The organism is Hymenobacter sublimis (assembly GCF_023101345.1).
GTDB classification, from domain to species: Bacteria; Bacteroidota; Bacteroidia; order Cytophagales; family Hymenobacteraceae; genus Hymenobacter; species Hymenobacter sublimis.
In genome coordinates this window covers 4,454,441-4,472,164 of sequence record NZ_CP095848.1, presented here as the reverse complement: position 1 = coordinate 4,472,164, position 17,724 = coordinate 4,454,441, and the positions used below count along the sequence as shown (strand labels likewise).

Below are 17,724 nucleotides of genomic sequence, written 5' to 3'. Positions count from 1 at the left end.
CCGAAAATGCTGCGTAGAATGGCCTACGTCTGACTCCCCCTCTCCACGGGATACTGCGCATGAAGCAGTTGCGGGGCCGGGGGGGTGAGACAACCCTACAAGTTCTTCAGCACGAAATCCGTCATCTGGCGGTAGAGGTGCAGGCGGGTGTTGCCGCCGTAGATGCCGTGGTTGCGGTTGGGGTAGTAGAGCGTCTGGTAGTCTTTGTTGGCCTTAATCATGGCTTCGGTGAAGGCTACCGAGTTCTGAAAGTGCACGTTGTCGTCGCCGGTGCCGTGCACTAGCAGGAGCTTGCCCTTCAGCTTGTCGGCGTACTGTACGGGCGAGTTGTCGTCGTAGCCCTGGGGGTTCTGCTGAGGCGTTTTCAGGAACCGCTCGGTGTACACGGAATCGTAGTAACGCCAGTTGGTTACGGGTGCTACCGACACGCCCATCTTGAAGATATCGGCGTTTTTGGTCATGGCCAGGGCCGTCATGTAGCCCCCGAAGCTCCAGCCCCAGATGCCAATGCGCGACTTGTCCACGTAGGGTAGAGTAGCCAGGTACTTGGCGCTTTCGGCTTGGTCAATGGTTTCCAGTTTGCCCAGGTTGGCGTAGGTGCTTTTCTTGAAGGCCGCGCCCCGGGCGCCGGTGCCGCGGTTATCGACGCTCACAATGATGTAGCCGTTCTGGGCCAGCAACTGGTGCCAGAGGTAGTTAGTGAAGGCAATGCCCCCGCCCACATCGTCCTTCACGGTCTGGGAGCCGGGGCCGCCGTACACGTACATGAGCACGGGGTATTTCCTGCTGGCATCGAAGTTAGCGGGTTTCAGCACCGAGGCGTTCAGCTCTACCCCTTCGGCCGTTTTGAAGTTGATAAACTCCAGCTTGCCCAGGTTGTATTGGGTCAACTTCTGGCGCAGGGCGGCGTTGTCTTCCAGCACTTTCACCAGCTTACCGTCCTGACCGTTGCGCAGGCTTACTATCTGAGGCTCACCGGCCTGGGAGTGGTAGTTGAGGAAATAGCGGGTGTCGGCGCTCATGTTCACGGCGTCGTTGCCGGAGCCGGCTTCGCTGAGGCGGGTTTTGCCTTTGCCCTTCAAATCTACGCGGTAGAGGTGGCGCTGCAGGGGCGAGGCTTCGGTGCTAGTGAAGTACACCAGGCCCTTCTTCTCATCAAACCCATCAATGCTGGTGATTTCCCAGTTGCCCTTAGTAAGCTGGCGCGTCAGCTTGCCGTTCATGTTGTATAGGTAGAGGTGGCGGTAACCGTCCTTTTCGCTGCTGAACAGGAACTCCTTGCCACCGGCCAGATAGCGCAAATCGTCGTTTACTTCCACGTAGGCCGGGTCGGTATCGGTCAAGACTACCGTGGTTTTGCCGGTAGCGGCGTCGGCATGCAGAATCTCCAGCTTGTTCTGCAGGCGGTTCATGCGCCGGATGCTGAGCAGGTTGGGCGTCTGGGTCCAGATGATGCGCGGAATGTACTGGTCCCGCTCCGGGCCCACGTCCATTTTGGTGTTTTTGCCGGCGGCCACATCATAGGTTGAAATGCTCACGATGGAGTTTTTTTCGCCAGCCTTGGGGTACTTATAGCGGTAGTCTTTGGGGTAGAGCGGGCCCCACTCCTGCATGTTGTACTCGGGCACCTCCGTCTCATCGAAGGTGTAGTAGGCCAGCTGCCGGGAGTCGGGCGACCATTGGAAACCCTGGGCAAACTCGAATTCCTCCTCGTACACCCAATCAGTACCGCCGTTGATGATGCGGTTCTGGGCTCCGTCTGTCGTCACGGCGGTTTCCTGCATGGTAGCCAAATCGACTACAAACAGGTTGTTGTCGCGCACGAAGGCCACGCGCGTCCCGTCGGGCGAGAAGGTAGCATAGAGTTGCTTGCCGGCCGTTTTGCTTAGGGGCACCAGTTGCTTACTACCCTGGTCGTACACGAAGAAGTACGACTTGCTAGAGCGACGGTAAATCGGCTCGGTATCGGTGCTGAACAGGATTTTGGTTTCGTCGGCGTTGAAGCTGTAGCCGTCCACGTCGAGGGGCTGGCTCTGGCCGGGCAGCTTCAGATCAGCGCCATTGACCAGAGTTTTCACGGGTTGGCCGGTCGTCACGTCGTTCTGCACCAGGTTGCCCTGGCTGAGCGAGGAGTAGTAGCGGCCATCCTTCATCCAGTTGAAGCCGGGCACCGAGCGGGCCTGAAACGTGCCCTTCTGCCAGATGTCTTCGAGGGTAATGTTTTGTTTTTGCTGGGCAAATGCGGCGGGCGCGCTGCCGGGTAGCACGGCCGGGCTGGCCGTCGTCAGAAACAGGGCCAGGCCCAGGGAGCGGAAATTCATGCGGGGTTAGGTAAAATGTCGGCGGGAATCAGCCGTTAAGGTAGGAAATGCGGGCAGCATGGTTGCACGTGGCCGGGGTTTCTGGCTGAACCGTGCCCCGCTCCCGACCGTTCCGCCAGGGCGTTTGCTCTTGCTGCTAACTAATCAGGCCCAAATTCCGACCTTCGTGGCTATGCGCTTTCGTTTTCTAGTTCTGCTGCTATTTCCCGCCCTGTTCACGGCCTGCGAGCCGGGCCTGGAGTCGGGGCCACGCGTTGATTTAATCGGGAGCTCCCGCTTCAGTACCGCCGACCGCCGCCTCACCAGAGCCGGGGATACCGTGGCCGTCAAGATGTTCGCAGAAGCCGATGACAGTCCGATTACGCGCCTGACCATCACGGCGGAATACTTGCCCGTGCCGGAGCCCATTATCTATCCTACTACCACTGACGAGCTGAACAACCTGAGGCCGCGCACCTACACCTACCTTGATTCGGTGCTGAACCCGGCCACCAGCAATGCAAACCGTGTGGCGTTTGAGCACGTGCTAAGCTCGCGCACCACGGCCGGGCTGGAGGTATGGCGCTACGAGGCCACCGACGAAGAAGGCCGCAGCGGCAAGCGCAGCCTACGCCTGCGCTACAGTCGCTCTGATTCGGCCCAGGCTTATCATAGTTACTCCGTGCCAGTTCAGGCGCCGGCGCGAGGAACTTTCGGCCGGCGCAGTTTCCTAGCCCTGCGCGAAGGGCTGGTGTTTCCTAAATTTTCGGTACACAGCCTAGCCGCGAATCAAGCTATTGTCGACCTTGTATACCTGCCTGCGCGTGATACCAGAGCCCCTACCCTAACCACAGCCCTCGATGATACGTTGGGGTTGAAATGGAGCACGCGCCGCGGCACGCTGATCCGGCGGACATCACTAAACGCGGCGGCTTTTTCGGGTGCCGCTACTCTTGCTGCCTTCACCACGGCCTTTACCCAGGGTGCCGAGTTTACCCCGCGCACTACCAGCACAGGAACGCTGACCAAAGGCCAAGTTATTGCCTTCCAAACCCCAGCACCTGACAGCAAGTACGGCTTGGTGCTGGTGCAGGACATCATCACTACCAGCATCCCGACGCTGGTACTGGAAGTTAGAATCAGCAAGTAATCGGGCCCGAAGCCTACGTAGCGCCAGGGTCCATACTAACACAAGGGGTTCCTCATTCAATGAGGAGCCCCTTGTATTGGTGCATAGTATATAGCAGGCGCTAGAATAAGAAGCCGGCCGTGAGGGTAGTCGTGAACCGCTTGTCCTCCACATCGATGGCGGGCGTTTTTTGCGGATTCGCTAGCTCGTAGGGCGTGTATACTTGGTTGCCCGAGGAGTATACCCCGGCTACGTCCAGGAAAAAATTCTTTTGGCGCAGCCCTAGCCCGCCTGTGTAGAAATTCTGGCTTCGGTCTATACGGCTGTTGTTTTTGTACGGGTCGCCGTAGTGGGCGAAGCCGGCCCGCACCCGAAAGATATCGAGGCGCAGTTCCCCACCTACCCGCAGGTTTACAGTCGACTGATACTGCTGCTTGATGGCATCGTTGGTAGGGCCCAAGTCGGTAGGATCTACGCCGCTGCTGTTGGTATCAGTGTCATCGTAGCCAAAACGAGCCTGCCCGTAGTTCACGTATTCTGCGTCGGCACTCACGAAACCATATTTGCCCAGCACCAGCGCCGCGCCCCCCGTAGCCCGGAAAGGCGACGTGAGGGTGTAACCCAAATCCTCGGCCGGAAAGTTGGCGTTGCCCGAGGAAAAAGTGCTGCCGTTTGGCAAGGTAATGGGCGTATCGTAGGCTACGTCCAAGGAAGCGCTGTACGTTTCGACCAGCTGGGAGTAGGTAGGCGACTGCACCGAAGCGCCCAAACGTAAGACGTCGTTAGGTCGGTAAATGACCCCGAGGCGAGCATTAACACCTGTGCCGCGGGTTTGAATATTTTCCCGCAAATTCAGATTGGCAAAGGCAGTGCCGGGGGCGCTACTAGGCGCCGCTGGGTCAGTGGCTGTTAGCGTAGATACTACGTTGTAGCGTGTGCTTACAATGCCAATGGCTCCGCCTACGTACAGCTTATCTTGGTAACTATTCGCGTAGCCGAAGTCAAACTGCGTCTGGCCACCGCTGCGCTGAATAGTCTCGCGTTGCGTGAGCTGACCCGTCGCGTCGTAGTCCCCTGGAATGTAGGCTCCTTCATCATCCCGCTCCGTTAGCAAGGCCTCGTAGGCGAGGTCGTCCAGAATCGTTAGCTGATCAAGAGGCACATTATTAAGCCGCTCCAGGATATCCTGGTCCAGGGGCGGGGTAGCAGAGTAGCGCAGGTTCTGGTTGAAGTCGTTGATGCGGTTCAGGCCAAAAGCAAAGGTTCCACCGCGCCACGGGGTAGGGTTGTCCCCATCGGGCCGGCGGCCAGAAAAGGCAATACCTAAACTTCCGATTTGCAGGTAGTTGCGCGAGTCGGAGCTGCTGGTACCAAAAGCTTGAGTGGAGATATTGCTAGAACCAAACCCAGGCGAGAAACTGATTTCCGAGCGCTGAAACAGGCCTAGCCCCGCCGGGTTAGTCAAGATACTTCCGAAGTCGGCACCCACCGCGGAGCTGGCGCCCCCGATGCCCAGGGTACGCGCCGTGCCGCCAATTTGCGTACGGGAAAAGCGCAGCGCGTCCGATGCGCTTTGGGCAAAGCCGTAGCTAGCCGGGCCGAGCAACGCCGCGGCCAGGTAATATTTCAGGTTTTTCATGTGGGTGAGAATAAGCGCCGGCTCCCTTTGGAGCCGGCGTTACACATAAAATAAAAATGAGTTGCCCGAGGGCCCGGTTACTTAGTTACCCCGGCCCCGACCGCCGCTGCTGCTTCCGCCGCCTCCACTGCTGCGGGTTCCGCTGCTTCCGCCACTGTTGCCGCCGCCATCAAAGCTGCGGGAAGGCTGGGAGTAAGAACGTGAGGGCTCAGAGTATGAGCGGGATGGTTGCGAGTACGAGCGGCCCGATTCCGAAGAGCCCGAAGACTCAGAGTAGGTACGGGTAGGCTGCTGGTACACTCGCTCCCGACGCGGCTGCGCAACGGTTCCGCCGGCCTCGCTGGCCTGACTGCGCGTGCCCGCCGTATTATCCCAGGCGCGGCGGCTACGGGTGGGCTCGGTGCCAGCTTCCGTGGCGGCTCCCGTGTTGTTTTCGCTGAGTACGCGCCACCGGCGCGCGGGCGGCGCCGTGGTGGTAGGTGTAGCTTCCGCTACCCGGCCCTCAGTTGCGGTAGGAGTTGTCGGCTGCGCTCTGTCACCCGGAAGCGCGTCGCGGTAGCGGCCGCGCCCACCGGTAGGCGAAGCGGCCGGCGTGGCGGTAACGCCCGCCGAGTTGCTGGCGCCGGGCGCTACCAGTCCGCTTTCGGCCATGTCGCTGCGCGTGCGGCTGCCCACTACGGGGCGGGGCGTATTATCGGTGGAGCCGCCCGCGGTGCTGTTCATCTGGCTGCGGGTGCCCGTCACAACGGAGCGTTGCACTCGGTCATAACCTCTACCCCCAAAGTAGCCGCCCCCGCCGTAGCCGCCACCACCATAGTAGCCACCGCCATAGTAGTTACCAAAGCCGCCTCCGTAGTAGCCGCCCCAGGGCCGGCCAAAGCCGTAACCGTAGGGATTGTACCCGTAGTAATCGTAGGGGCTATAGCCGTAGCCACCCCACGGACGGTACCAAGGCCGGCCGAAGCCAATGTTGATGTTCACGTAGGAACCCAGACCCCAGTATGGGCTATAGAAGGGGTCGTAGAAAGAATACGCCGGGCCACCGTACCAAAAAGGATCGGTGTAGGCGAAGTCATAGTAGCCTAGGCCTAAGCCCCGGTACGAGGGCTGGTGGAAGCGCCGCAGGCGGGCTGCGTAGTAATCGTCATCGTAGTACTCTGAGCTGCCGCTGGAGCGGGAACTAGTAGGCCCGGCGTAGTCGGGGTTAGCTACGTCGCCACTCGTATCGGTAGTTTCTTCGGTGCTGGCTACAGTAGTAGTTTGCACGGCCGTCGTGCGGTCCTGGGAAGAATAATAGACACCGTCCGTCTCCGTGGTGGAGGTGAGGGCCGATGTGCCCGCACAGCTTCCTAGCGTAAGCAGGGCCATGGCGGGTAACACGGATGGAAATAATTTTTTCATGGCTGCTTGCGCGTAAGGAATGATCCGGAAGATGAAGAGCGAAGATGACCCGGCGGCGCCAGGACCAGAAACGGGCCTTCACCTCCGAATTTAATAACGTAATTTGGACCCGAAACGGTGCCCTTTTTTGTGCGACAAATCTTGTACCAAAAAAAGGAACTTTTTCACTACCTCTAAGATACTCTGAATATGAGCAAAAGTTTGCCCAAGCGCAGTGAAGATTACTCGCTGTGGTACAACGAGTTGGTAAAGCGTGCTGGTTTGGCCGAGAACTCCTCCGTGCGGGGCTGCATGGTGATTAAGCCCTACGGTTACGCCATCTGGGAAAAAATGCAGCGCACCCTCGATGATATGTTCAAGCGCACTGGCCATCAGAACGCGTATTTCCCGCTGTTCGTGCCCAAAAGCTTGTTTGAAGCGGAGGAAAAAAACGCCGAAGGATTCGCCAAGGAATGCGCCGTCGTTACGCACTACCGCCTGCAGAATGACCCCGACAAGCCGGGTAAGTTGCGCGTTGATCCTAACGCCAAGCTAGAAGAGGAGCTGATTGTGCGCCCCACTTCGGAGGCCATCATCTGGAGCACTTACAAAAACTGGATTCAGAGCTACCGCGACCTGCCGCTACTGATCAATCAGTGGGCCAACGTAGTGCGCTGGGAGATGCGTACCCGCTTGTTTCTGCGCACCGCCGAGTTCCTGTGGCAGGAAGGCCATACGGCCCACGCTACCGCCGAGGAAGCCCTGGCCGAAACCCGCCAGATGCTGGAGGTGTACGCCCAGTTTGCCGAAGAGTGGCTGGCCCTACCCGTAGTGAAAGGGGTAAAAACTGAAAACGAGCGGTTTGCCGGCGCCCTGGAAACCTATTGCATTGAGGGCTTGATGCAAGATGGCAAGGCCCTGCAGGCGGGCACTTCTCACTTCCTGGGTCAGAACTTCGCCAAGGCCTTTGACGTGCAGTTCGCCAACAAGGCCGGCGGCCTGGAGTACGTGTGGGGCACGAGCTGGGGCGTGAGCACCCGCCTCATGGGCGCCCTGGTTATGGCTCATTCTGATGATGAAGGCCTGGTGCTACCCCCCAAATTGGCCCCGATTCAGGTGGTGATTGTGCCCATCTACAAAACCGGCCAGCTCGACGAGCTGATGGAGCGCATCCGCCCCATGCAAATGGGCCTGATTGAGCGCGGCATATCGGTGAAGGTAGACGACCGGGACACCGAGCGCCCCGGCTTCAAGTTTGCCGAATGGGAGCTGAAAGGCGTGCCCGTGCGTATTGCCGTGGGCATGCGCGACCTGGACGCCGGCACCCTGGAAGTAGCTCGCCGCGACACCAAGGAGAAGCTGACCCTACCCCTTTCGGACATCGTGAACAGCGTGGACCAGTTGCTGCAGGACATTCAGCAGAACATCTACCGCCGGGCCCTCAACTTCCGCGAGGAACACACTACCCGCGTGGAAAGCTACGAGGAGTTCAAGCAAGTGCTCGATGGCAAAGGCGGCTTCGTGGTGGCCCACTACGATGGCACCTCTGAAACCGAGGAGCGCATCAAGGAGGAAACCAAGGCCACCATCCGCTGCCTGGCCCTGGCTGAGCCGGAGGAAGAAGGCGTTTGCATCGTGACGGGCAAGCCTTCCACGCGCCGCGCCCACTTCGCCCGCGCTTACTAAAGCTACCTTGAGTAGCAAGTAAAAAGCCCCTCATCCTGAGCAGTGCTTAGGATGAGGGGCTTTTCTTTTTACCGGGCGGCGGCAATGGCTTGCTGCAACTCCTCATCCGACAGGTTTTGCTGCCAATCGGAAGCCAGCTCCAGACGCACAGTTTGGGCGCCGCCGCGAGGAGTACATACCACCGTTACCCCACCTTGGTTGGTGGCGCTGCGCTCCACGGCCTCGGCTGTGGCGGCGGTTTCTACTCCGGCGTAAGCTTGTACGCAGGTCCAGGTAGTATTATGAGAGTCGGTTACTTCGCGTTGTTGCATCATGCGCGGTAGTACGCCGGAGCCGCCGGCAGGTTCCCTACCCATAAATAGGCTCGCCTAGTCCTGCCCGTAGCGGATAGCTGCTACCTCCATTTCCTCCGCCTTGGCACCGAGCCGTACCTGCACGCGTTGGCCTAGCTTGGCTCCCTGCACGGCGCGGGCAATGGGGGCAACAAAAGCCACTTTGCCCGCCGCGACTGACGCTTCGTCTACCCCCACGATAGTAAAGCGCCGCTCAGACGCGTTGCCGCCGCCAACTGGCCGCAACGTAACGGTAGCGCCGAAGCGCACTTCCTTAACCGGTTGGCTGCGCGGGTCTACCACTTTGGCGCTGGCCAGGCGCGAGTTGAGGGCGCTGAGTTGGCCGTTGAGCACGGTGAGGCGGCGGGTGCGGTCGGCATCGTTTTCCCGATTGGCTTCGGCTAAGGTACGCTCAGCTTCCAAGGCCGTTAACTCCTGGCGCAGCAGTTCCAAGCCTTCGGGGGTGACGTAGTTGGGCGTACCCGGCGGCAGGGCGGCGCGGGGCGGAATAATGGGGGCCTCCAGCGAATCGTCTTCCTTAGTAAATGCACGGCTCATAGTTTCTGCTAACGCGCCAGTCAGGGTGAGGTTGCCGCGGGCCGCTGCCTAAACTTCCTGTGCCACTGAGCCAGCTTCTGCGTATCTTTTCTCAACCTAATCTCCTACCGTTATGGACTGGCTCACAATTGCGCTGCTGCTTGTATTTGGCCTGCTGTTTCTGGTGGCCGAAGTAATTTTCATTCCGGGCACTACCGTGGTAGGGCTGGTAGGATTTGGCCTGCTGGCGGCCGGAATTTGGTTTAGTTACCGCGACCTAGGCGCTACTACCGGCCACGTTCTGCTGGGCAGCTCCACGGTGGCTATCGGGGTGCTGGTGTATCTGGGGCTGCGGCCCCGGGCCATCAACCGGGTGGCCCTGACCAACGTCAACCACGCCCGCGTGCAGGATGTGCGCCACCCCGATGTGCAGCCCGGCACTACCGGCCGCGCCCTTTCGGCCCTGCGCCCGGCGGGTACCGTACTTTTTGACGATGACCGGCGCGAAGTAACTACCCGCGGCGAGTTCGTGCCCGCCGGTACCCAGGTGCGGGTGTTAGGCATTGAGCACAACCGCATTGTAGTAGAAGGCGTGGCCTGAGCAGCGGCCACGTTCTCATTTTTTGGTTGTTAGTTGCCGTCTGGCACTACCCTTCTTCCCTTTTCTCATCTCGCATGGACTTCCCCTTCTTCCCGATTGTTGTCGGTGGCATTGTGCTGCTGGTGTTCCTGTACTTTTTCCCTATCAGCCTCTGGATTACGGCGCTGTTCTCGGGAGTGCGGGTTAGCTTGTTCCAGTTGGCCTTCATGCGCGTACGAAAGGTGCCGCCGTCCCTTATCGTCAACTCCCTGATTACCTCCACTAAAGCGGGCTTGGAGCTGACAGCCAACGATTTGGAAACTCACTACCTGGCTGGCGGTAACATTCCCAGCGTTATCAAAGCCTTAATTTCGGCCGATAAAGCCAACATCCCGCTTAGCTTCAAGCAGGCCACGGCCATTGACTTGGCTGGGCGCGACGTGTTCGAGGCCGTGACTACCTCCGTGAATCCCAAGGTAATTAATACGCCCAATGTGGCGGCGGTGGCCCAGGACGGCATTCAGCTGATTGCCAAGGCCCGCATTACGGTTCGCGCCAACATTGCCCAGCTCGTGGGCGGGGCCGGCGAGGAAACCATTCTGGCCCGGGTGGGCGAAGGCATCGTGACCAGCATCGGCTCGTCCCGCTCCCATAAGGAGGTACTCGAAAACCCCGATAAGATTTCCAAGCTGGTGCTCAGCAAGGGCCTTGACGCCGGCACCGCCTTCGAAATTCTCTCTATTGACATTGCCGACGTGGACATCGGAGAGAATATCGGGGCCAAGCTCCAAACCGACCAAGCTTCCGCCGACCTGCGCGTGGCCGAAGCCCGGGCCGAGGAACGCCGCGCCATGGCCGTGGCGATGGAGCAGGAAAACCGCGCCAAAACGCAGGAAGCCAAGTCGCGGGTAGTAGAAGCTGAAGCCGAGATTCCCAAGGCCATTGCCGAAGCCTTCCGCTCCGGTAACCTCGGCGTGATGGACTACTACAAGATGCGCAACATTCAGTCAGACACTGACATGCGCGACTCCATTGCTAACCCCGGCGGCCAAAGCGGCAGCACCAAACCCGGCCGCGACGAAGGCCGGCTGAGCTAAATCAGTAGCTAATACCTAAAGCTATAAAACCCCAAAACCCACCTAGCATCCTTTGCAAGCTCAGGATGCTAGGTGGGTTTATTGCTTCTCGCTCCTTGCAGCCTGAGAAGAGCCTTACTTCTTCGTAATCCGGAACTCTACCCGGCGGTTGAGCTTGCGGGTTTCTTCCTGGTCGTTGCTGGCAATGGGCTTGCTACCGCCGAAACCCTCGGTGGTAATCCGGTTGCCGCTGATGCCTTTGCTAACTAGGTACTTCTTTACCTCGTTTACGCGGTCCTGGCTGAGCTTCACGTTTAGTTGTGGGTCGCCTTGGTTGTCGGTGTGGCCTTCCAGCTTGATTTCCACCTGCGGGTAGTCTTTCAGGATGCGCACTAGGCGCAGCAACTCGGGGTAGGAGTTTTCGCGCAGGTAGTACTTGCTCTGAGCAAAGAAGATGTTGTTCAGCTTGATGCTCTGGCCTACGGCGAAAGGCACTAGGTACAAATCCTGGTTTACCTCCGAGTACTTCTGGCGGTCCGTCACGTCGAGGTTGTCCGATTCGGCGAGGTAGTCCTTGGCCTCGGCCCGGTAGCCGTAGTGGGCACCCGAGGGCAGTACAATGGTATAAGAGCCGTCAATGGGGCTGGTTTCGGCCACCCCAATTTCTTCGCCGGTCAGTAGGTTTTCGTAACGGATGGTAGCGGCCACCGGCTTCTTGGAAGCGGCATCCAGCACCTTGCCGCGCACCAGGGTTACTACCTCCGGGCGGAAGGTAGGCGTCAGGCTAATGCGGAAAATGTCCTTGGAGCCGCCAATGCCGTTGCGCGCCGATACCAAATAAGCATCTTCACCCGCCGCCGATACGGTGTAATAGGCGTCAAAGTCGGGGGAGTTTACGCTGGCGCCCAGGTTGCGCGGTTTGGTCCAGTTGGTCCAGCTGTCGTCGAGGCGCTTGGAGTAAAACACGTCGCTTTTGCCGTAGCCACCGTGCCCTTCCGAGGCGAAGTACAAGGTTTTGCCATCAGCGGCCAGGAAGGGGGCAAACTCGGGCTTCTTGGTGTTGATGTTGGCTCCGAGGTTTTTAGGTTTGCTCCAGGTTTTACCGTCGGCCTTCATGAAGCTCACAAAGATGTCCTGCTCGCCCTGCCCGTCGCGCCGGTCCACGGCCATGAGCAGCACCTTACCCGAGGTAGCGAGGTAGTAATCCACGTTTTCCTCGTCGTTGTTGTAGAAATCCTCGATTTCAATCTTGACGGGCTGGCTCCAGCCGGTTTTGGTGCGCCGGGCCAAGCTCAAGCCCTTGGGGTCCAGGGAGCCGTCGGGGTTGTACACGTTGATTAGTACGGCCGTATTACCATCCGACGACACCGAGGCCAGTCCGTTGGGGCCGGTGGTATTGATGGGACTACCGATATTCTTGGCTTGGTTCCAGGTTTTCTTCTGGGGGTTGCTCAGGTTGCTGTACCACACGTCCTGCACGTCTTTGGCGCCACCCACGTTCTGCGGGCTTTCCTGACGGGCAAAAAACAGCGTCCGACCATCGGGCGAGATAACCGGGTGGGTGTCAACATACTTGGAGTTGACGTTGGGGCCCAGGTTCACCATGGCCGAGTCGAAAGTCACGCCGGGCTGCTCGTTTTTGAACTCCTTTTTCACCATCGTCTCGGCCACATCGGCAATGCCGATGGCGTCAATCTGGTTGACGCCGTTCACGGCCTTGGTATTCATGGTAACTACTACCCCAATGGTGCGGTACGTACCCGGCGAGAACGTGACTTGTAGGGAGCGAAACTGCTCGGGCACGGGCCCGGGGCTGTCGTTGGTGTACACCTGGTGCTTGGCCCCACGGGTGTCCACCAGCTCGATTTTAGAAACGGAGCCCGGATTGAAGTTTTCCACGACCGTCACCTGCTTGGCTACCAGCGACTTGCCAAAGCGCACCTCGATAAACTCGTTGTTGCTTTCCTTTTTCGGAATCCAGGCCTCATTGCTGGCCTGGCCCAGCGGGGTAGCATTTGGCTCACCTAATACTTTTTCCGGCGAGAAGGGCTCCTTGCCTTCCGTTTTCTGCGACGAGACGGCTACAATTTTCGCCGCCCACACGGCGTGTTGCGCCCTAGCCAATGTATTCACCCCGACAACCAACCCCAGCGACAACAGTAACTTAGTAACGTTCATACAATCAAGGCCAAAACAAAAGCTTTCGGGAGATACCTCCTGTTAAATGGACGTCCAGAGTCCTCAAGACGTCCTGAACCGGCCGGAAGTTTCGGGGCCGGGGAAAGCGGCCTTAAAAGTACCGCCTATCAGCCCGGAGTTTTATTAATTCCTTGTTAAAAAAGAAAATTGTGCCCCGGCTACTTCCACCGCGGGTACTGGTTTTTCCTGCCACCCAGCCAACCTGGCCGACTGAGGGGAAAATTAGGTTGCCGAAACCCAACGCTACCAGACTCAGTTCTAAAGGTAACAGTTGCACCCCGATGTGTCTCGGACCGGAGGCAGAACTGGGCACTTCGGGCATTTTTTGAGTACCTTGCGCCCCTCGTACCGTCCCCCCACAAGTACCATTTTCTCTTCACAATGGAAGAAAAGCTGCTGGAGGTAATTCCCTCCCTCGATTTGGCTGATTTCCGCTCCGGTGACCCTGAGCGCAAAGCCCGCTTCGTACAACAACTCGGCGAAGCTTACCAGAACATCGGCTTCGTAGCCCTCAAAAACCACGGTCTTTCCAACGAGCAGACCGAGAAGCTCTACTCCGATGTAAAGTCCTTTTTCTCGCTACCCGACGACGTAAAGCGCCAGTACGAAAAGCCGGAGCTGGCGGGCCAGCGTGGCTACGTAAGCAAGGGCAAAGAGCACGCCAAGGGCCGCAACACCGGCGACCTGAAGGAGTTCTACCACGTCGGCCAGGAAGTGGACGATGCCAATGACCCCATCAAGTCGGAATACCCCGACAACATCTGGCCCAACGAGGTAGACAGCTTCGCCGATACTTCGCTGACTACGTACAAAACGCTGGAGGCCGCCGGCAAAGATGTGCTGCGCGCCATTGCCCTGTACCTGCAGCTGCCCGAGAACTACTTCGACGATAAGGTGCGCAACGGCAACAGCATTCTGCGTCCCATTCACTACTACCCCATCGAAAACCCCGATGAGGTGCCCGCCGACGCCGTACGCGCCGCCGAACACGGCGACATCAACCTGATTACCCTGCTGATGGGCGCCTCGGCCGATGGCCTGCAGGTGCTGCGCCGCGACGGGAAGTGGATTCCGATTACGGCCCTACCCGACCAGATTGTGGTAAACGTAGGCGACATGCTGCAGCGCCTAACCAACGGCGTGCTCAAGAGCACCATTCACCGCGTGGTAAACCCGCCCCGCGAGAAAATGAACTCCTCGCGCTACAGCATTCCCTTCTTCATGCACCCGCGCTCGGAAATGAGCTTGGCCGCCCTGGAGAGTTGCGTAACCCTCGACAACCCCAAGAAGGAGGCCGACATTACCGCCGGTGAGTTCCTGAATGAGCGCCTGATTGAGTTGGGCCTGAAGAAAAAGTAATTACGATTGTCTTTTCGAGCGGGGCAGAAAGGTTAGGTGGTTTACTCAATGATACTACCAGACTTTCCGCCTTCGTCGGAAGAACACAGCTAACTTTCCGGCCCCGACTGCTTTATGTAGCCGGGGCCGGTTGTTTTTCCGGCGGCTTTCCGCTTCCTTGTTCGGTAGCCACCCGCCTTTGCCTTCGCCCTTGATTCCGCAAGAAGATATTCAGTTGGCCCCGCCTTCTCGCCGTTCGGAACGGGTAAAGCGGGTGCGCAACATCATTTTCCTCAAGGACGTGGCCGCCCTGGGGCTCTCGGCCTTTGGCGGGCCGCAGGCGCACTTGGCCATGATGCTGCGCCTACTGGTGGATAAGCGCCGCTACCTGACGGCCGCCGAGCTGCTAGAACTCACGGCCCTGTGCCAAATTCTGCCCGGCCCCACCTCCACCCAAACCATTACCGCCATCGGCTTCCGGCTGGGCGGACCTAACCTAGCCTACCTCACCCTGCTGGTTTGGATGCTGCCAGCGGTGTGCATCATGACTGCCGCAGGTCTGACCATTAGCTATTTAGACAAAGCCCAAGTGGCCCGACTGGTGCAGTATGTACAGCCGGTAGCTATCGGCTTTGTGGCGTACTCCGCCTACAAGATTGCTGAGAAGGTAATTCACACGAAGACCTCCGTGGCCCTGATGGTAGTAGCTGCCATGCTGGTGTACCAGTTTCAGGTGCCCTGGCTAATGCCGTTGCTGCTGCTGCTGGGTGGGTTGGTAACTACTTTCCGCTACCGGAAGCTTCCGCAGGAGCCCAAGGTGCCCCTGCGCATTGAGTGGTCAAACTTTGTGTTGTGGCTGGGTGTGTTTGTGGGAGCGGCCGTGCTGGGCCAGTACACCCAGCTGCTACCCGTGCGCCTGTTCGAGAACTTCTACCGCAACGGCAGCCTTGTGTTTGGGGGCGGGCAGGTGCTAGCACCCCTATTTTACACCGAGTTCGTGGAGTTTAAGCACTACCTCACGGCCGAGGAGTTTCTGTCGGGGCTGGGTATGGTACAGGCGCTGCCGGGCCCCAACTTCTCTTTTGCCGCCTACATTGGAGCCCTAGCCATGCGGCGCGACGGTAGCGGCCTGGATGGGCAGCTGCTGGGGGCCTTAGTCGGGGCCGTAGGTATCTTCATGCCCGGCACACTGCTTATCTTCTTCCTGATTCGCTTCTGGGATCAGCTGAAACGCTACCGGGTTATCAAGGCCTCGCTGGAGGGCATTAACGCCGTATCGGCCGGGTTGGTGTGCGCCGCCACCTTTCTGCTCTACCACCCCTTGCCCGATACCCCCGTCAACTTGATTCTGATTGCCGCTACCTTTCTGGTGCTCCTCTGGGACCGGGTGCCTTCCTACCTGATTGTGCTGGTAGCACTCGGGGCAGGCATTGTATTTTAAGCGAGATTCTAGACAACAGCTCACGTTACTAGCCGGTAGCAAACCCAACGGCCCGGTTCTCAGCTTAGAGGACCGGGCCGTTGGGTTTGCGAGTCAGTTACTGCGCTAGCCTTTCACTACCAGTTGTTCGGGCAGGTGCATGAGGTAGTCGCCGTAGCCGCTTTTGCGCAGGGGCTCGGCAATTTTGCGCAATTGGTCGGCGTCGATAAAACCCTGACGGTACGCTACTTCTTCAATAGAGCCAACCTTCAGGCCTTGCCGCTGTTCAATTACCCGCACAAACTCACCGGCTTGCATCAGGCTCTCGAAAGTACCGGTATCCAGCCAGGCCGTGCCCCGGCCCAAGATGCCCACTTTCAACTTGCCCCGGCGCAGGTATTCCTGGTTTACGTCGGTGATTTCGTACTCGCCGCGGGCGCTGGGCTTTAGGTTGCGGGCAATTTCCACTACCTCGTTATCGTAGAAGTAGAGGCCTGGCACGGCGTAGTTGCTCTTGGGCTGCTTGGGCTTCTCCTCAATGCTGAGGGCTTTGTTATTCTGGTCAAACTCTACTACCCCATACCGCTCCGGGTCGTGCACGTGGTAGGCATATACCACGCCGCCGTCGGGGCTGTTATTGGCTTTGAGCAACTCCTCCATGCCTTCACCGTGGAAGATATTGTCGCCGAGCACTAGGGCTACCTTATCGTCACCGATAAAGTCAGCGCCGAGCACAAAGGCCTGGGCCAGCCCGTTAGGTACTTCCTGCACCACGTATTGGAAGTTGCAACCCAGGTTCTGGCCGTCGCCGAGGAGCTTACGAAACTGCTCTTGGTCGTGGGGCGTCGTGATGATGAGAATATCCTTGATGCCGGCCATCATCAAAATCGACAAGGGATAATAAATCATCGGCTTGTCGTAGACGGGCATGAGCTGCTTGCTCACGGCCAGGGTAAGCGGGTGCAACCGGGTGCCGGAGCCGCCGGCGAGGATAATACCTTTCATGGGGAGGGCGGTATGTCTGGGGCGCTGACTGCGCTGTTGAGTAAGTAGTTAGTTTCGCTCGGCAATAAACTCCTGATGGGTTTTAAACCATTCCAGGGTTTTTTGCAGGCCTTCTCGAATACGAATCTGAGGCTGGTAGTTGAGCAGGTTGTTGGCCTTACTGATGTCGGCCAAGGAGTCGCGGATGTCGCCGGCACGGTCAGGGCCGTACTCGGGGGTAATGTCGGAGCCGGCTTCTTCCTTTAGAATGTTGAACAGGTCGTTGAGCGAGGTACGGTCGGCCACGGCCACGTTGTACACCTGATTCACGGCCTCCGGGTTCTGCACCAGCGCCGCCTTGATGTTGGCTTGCACGCAGTTTTCCACGAAGGTGAAGTCGCGGGTCTGGCCCCCGTCGCCGTTCATGCGGGGCGGATGGCCTTCCAGCACGGCATCAATAAAGAGCGGAATAACGGCTGCATACGCCCCATTAGGATCTTGGCGCGGGCCGAAAATATTGAAGTAGCGCAGCCCAATAATTTCCATGCCGTAGGTTTTGCCAAACACGTCGGCGTAAAGCTCATTGGCATATTTGGTCACGGCGTAGGGCGAGAGGGGCTTGCCAATGCGGTCCTCAACTTTGGGCAGGGCCTTATGGTCACCGTAGGTCGAGGACGAGGCCGCGTATACGAAGCGCTTCACACCCGCTTCCTTAGCGCCCACCAACATATTCACAAACCCACCTACGTTCACATCATTACTGGTAATGGGGTCATTGATGGAGCGAGGCACGGAACCTAGAGCCGCCTGGTGGAGCACCACGTCAATGCCTTGGCAGGCATCAATGCAGGTCTGCCGGTCCCGGATGTCGCCTTCAATCACGCGCAGAGCCGGATTACCTTCGAATAAGGCTACATTCTTGCGGAAGCCATTCGAGAAGTTATCCAGCACGCGTACTTCTTTGGCGCCGTACTTCAGCAGATATTCCACCAGATTGGAGCCGATAAAGCCGGCCCCACCGGTTACCAAGAAGGCCAGGTTATCAAGCGGCTGGTCGTGAAAAGGAGTGTTATACACGTCGTGTTAGGTAAGAAATGGGGAGTGAGAAAGGCAGAATGAGGGGT

General features: G+C 58.5%; 14 protein-coding genes. 6 read left to right on the top strand and 8 right to left on the bottom strand.

The window, feature by feature from the left end:
• Positions 1-95: 95 nt before the first annotated feature.
• Complete coding sequence (locus MWH26_RS18730) at positions 96-2,321, bottom strand: S9 family peptidase (protein WP_247975455.1); 2,226 nt, start codon at positions 2,319-2,321, stop codon at positions 96-98.
• 172 nt (positions 2,322-2,493) lie between these two features.
• Between MWH26_RS18730 and MWH26_RS18725 the strand changes: the two genes are divergently transcribed.
• Entirely contained in the window at positions 2,494-3,450 is a 957-nt protein-coding gene (locus MWH26_RS18725; RefSeq protein ID WP_247975454.1) for a hypothetical protein, read from the top strand.
• 100 nt (positions 3,451-3,550) lie between these two features.
• Here the strand turns inward: MWH26_RS18725 and MWH26_RS18720 are convergent, their stop codons facing one another.
• Positions 3,551-5,068: an OmpP1/FadL family transporter gene (locus MWH26_RS18720; RefSeq protein WP_247975453.1), complete on the bottom strand. Its 1,518-nt coding sequence runs from the start codon at positions 5,066-5,068 to the stop codon at positions 3,551-3,553.
• Between the two features lie 81 nt (positions 5,069-5,149).
• Positions 5,150-6,469, bottom strand: coding sequence for a hypothetical protein (locus tag MWH26_RS18715; protein ID WP_247975452.1), 1,320 nt, complete (start codon positions 6,467-6,469; stop codon positions 5,150-5,152).
• Positions 6,470-6,658: 189 nt separating this feature from the next.
• Between MWH26_RS18715 and proS the strand changes: the two genes are divergently transcribed.
• Positions 6,659-8,134, top strand: coding sequence for a proline--tRNA ligase (proS, locus tag MWH26_RS18710; RefSeq protein WP_247975451.1), 1,476 nt, complete (start codon positions 6,659-6,661; stop codon positions 8,132-8,134).
• A gap of 68 nt (positions 8,135-8,202) precedes the next feature.
• Here proS and MWH26_RS18705 read toward each other — a convergent pair whose 3' ends face one another.
• Both MWH26_RS18705 and MWH26_RS18700 read right to left on the bottom strand, forming a co-directional pair.
• Positions 8,203-8,448: a hypothetical protein gene (locus MWH26_RS18705; protein ID WP_244694392.1), complete on the bottom strand. Its 246-nt coding sequence runs from the start codon at positions 8,446-8,448 to the stop codon at positions 8,203-8,205.
• A 54-nt stretch (positions 8,449-8,502) separates the two neighbouring features.
• Positions 8,503-9,024: a GreA/GreB family elongation factor gene (locus MWH26_RS18700; RefSeq protein ID WP_244694391.1), complete on the bottom strand. Its 522-nt coding sequence runs from the start codon at positions 9,022-9,024 to the stop codon at positions 8,503-8,505.
• A gap of 112 nt (positions 9,025-9,136) precedes the next feature.
• Here MWH26_RS18700 and MWH26_RS18695 point away from each other — a divergent pair, with 112 nt between their 5' ends.
• On the top strand, positions 9,137-9,604 hold the full coding sequence (locus tag MWH26_RS18695; protein WP_247975450.1) for an NfeD family protein: 468 nt from the start codon (positions 9,137-9,139) through the stop codon (positions 9,602-9,604).
• 74 nt (positions 9,605-9,678) lie between these two features.
• On the top strand, positions 9,679-10,680 hold the full coding sequence (gene floA, locus MWH26_RS18690; RefSeq protein WP_247975449.1) for a flotillin-like protein FloA: 1,002 nt from the start codon (positions 9,679-9,681) through the stop codon (positions 10,678-10,680).
• Positions 10,681-10,794: 114 nt separating this feature from the next.
• Here floA and MWH26_RS18685 read toward each other — a convergent pair whose 3' ends face one another.
• Positions 10,795-12,837: an OmpA family protein gene (locus MWH26_RS18685; RefSeq protein WP_247975448.1), complete on the bottom strand. Its 2,043-nt coding sequence runs from the start codon at positions 12,835-12,837 to the stop codon at positions 10,795-10,797.
• Positions 12,838-13,239: 402 nt separating this feature from the next.
• Between MWH26_RS18685 and MWH26_RS18680 the strand changes: the two genes are divergently transcribed.
• Entirely contained in the window at positions 13,240-14,217 is a 978-nt protein-coding gene (locus MWH26_RS18680; RefSeq protein ID WP_247975447.1) for an isopenicillin N synthase family dioxygenase, read from the top strand.
• A gap of 193 nt (positions 14,218-14,410) precedes the next feature.
• A complete protein-coding gene (chrA, locus tag MWH26_RS18675; protein ID WP_247977110.1) occupies positions 14,411-15,637 on the top strand; it encodes a chromate efflux transporter in 1,227 nt (408 codons plus the stop codon).
• A gap of 105 nt (positions 15,638-15,742) precedes the next feature.
• Here chrA and rfbA read toward each other — a convergent pair whose 3' ends face one another.
• Together rfbA and MWH26_RS18665 are read right to left on the bottom strand one after the other, a co-directional pair.
• The gene (rfbA, locus tag MWH26_RS18670) at positions 15,743-16,621 is read right to left on the bottom strand and encodes a glucose-1-phosphate thymidylyltransferase RfbA (RefSeq protein WP_244694385.1); all 879 of its coding nucleotides are present in this window, start codon (positions 16,619-16,621) and stop codon (positions 15,743-15,745) included.
• A gap of 48 nt (positions 16,622-16,669) precedes the next feature.
• Complete coding sequence (locus MWH26_RS18665; protein WP_247975446.1) at positions 16,670-17,677, bottom strand: SDR family oxidoreductase; 1,008 nt, start codon at positions 17,675-17,677, stop codon at positions 16,670-16,672.
• Between the last annotated feature and the right edge of the window lie 47 nt (positions 17,678-17,724).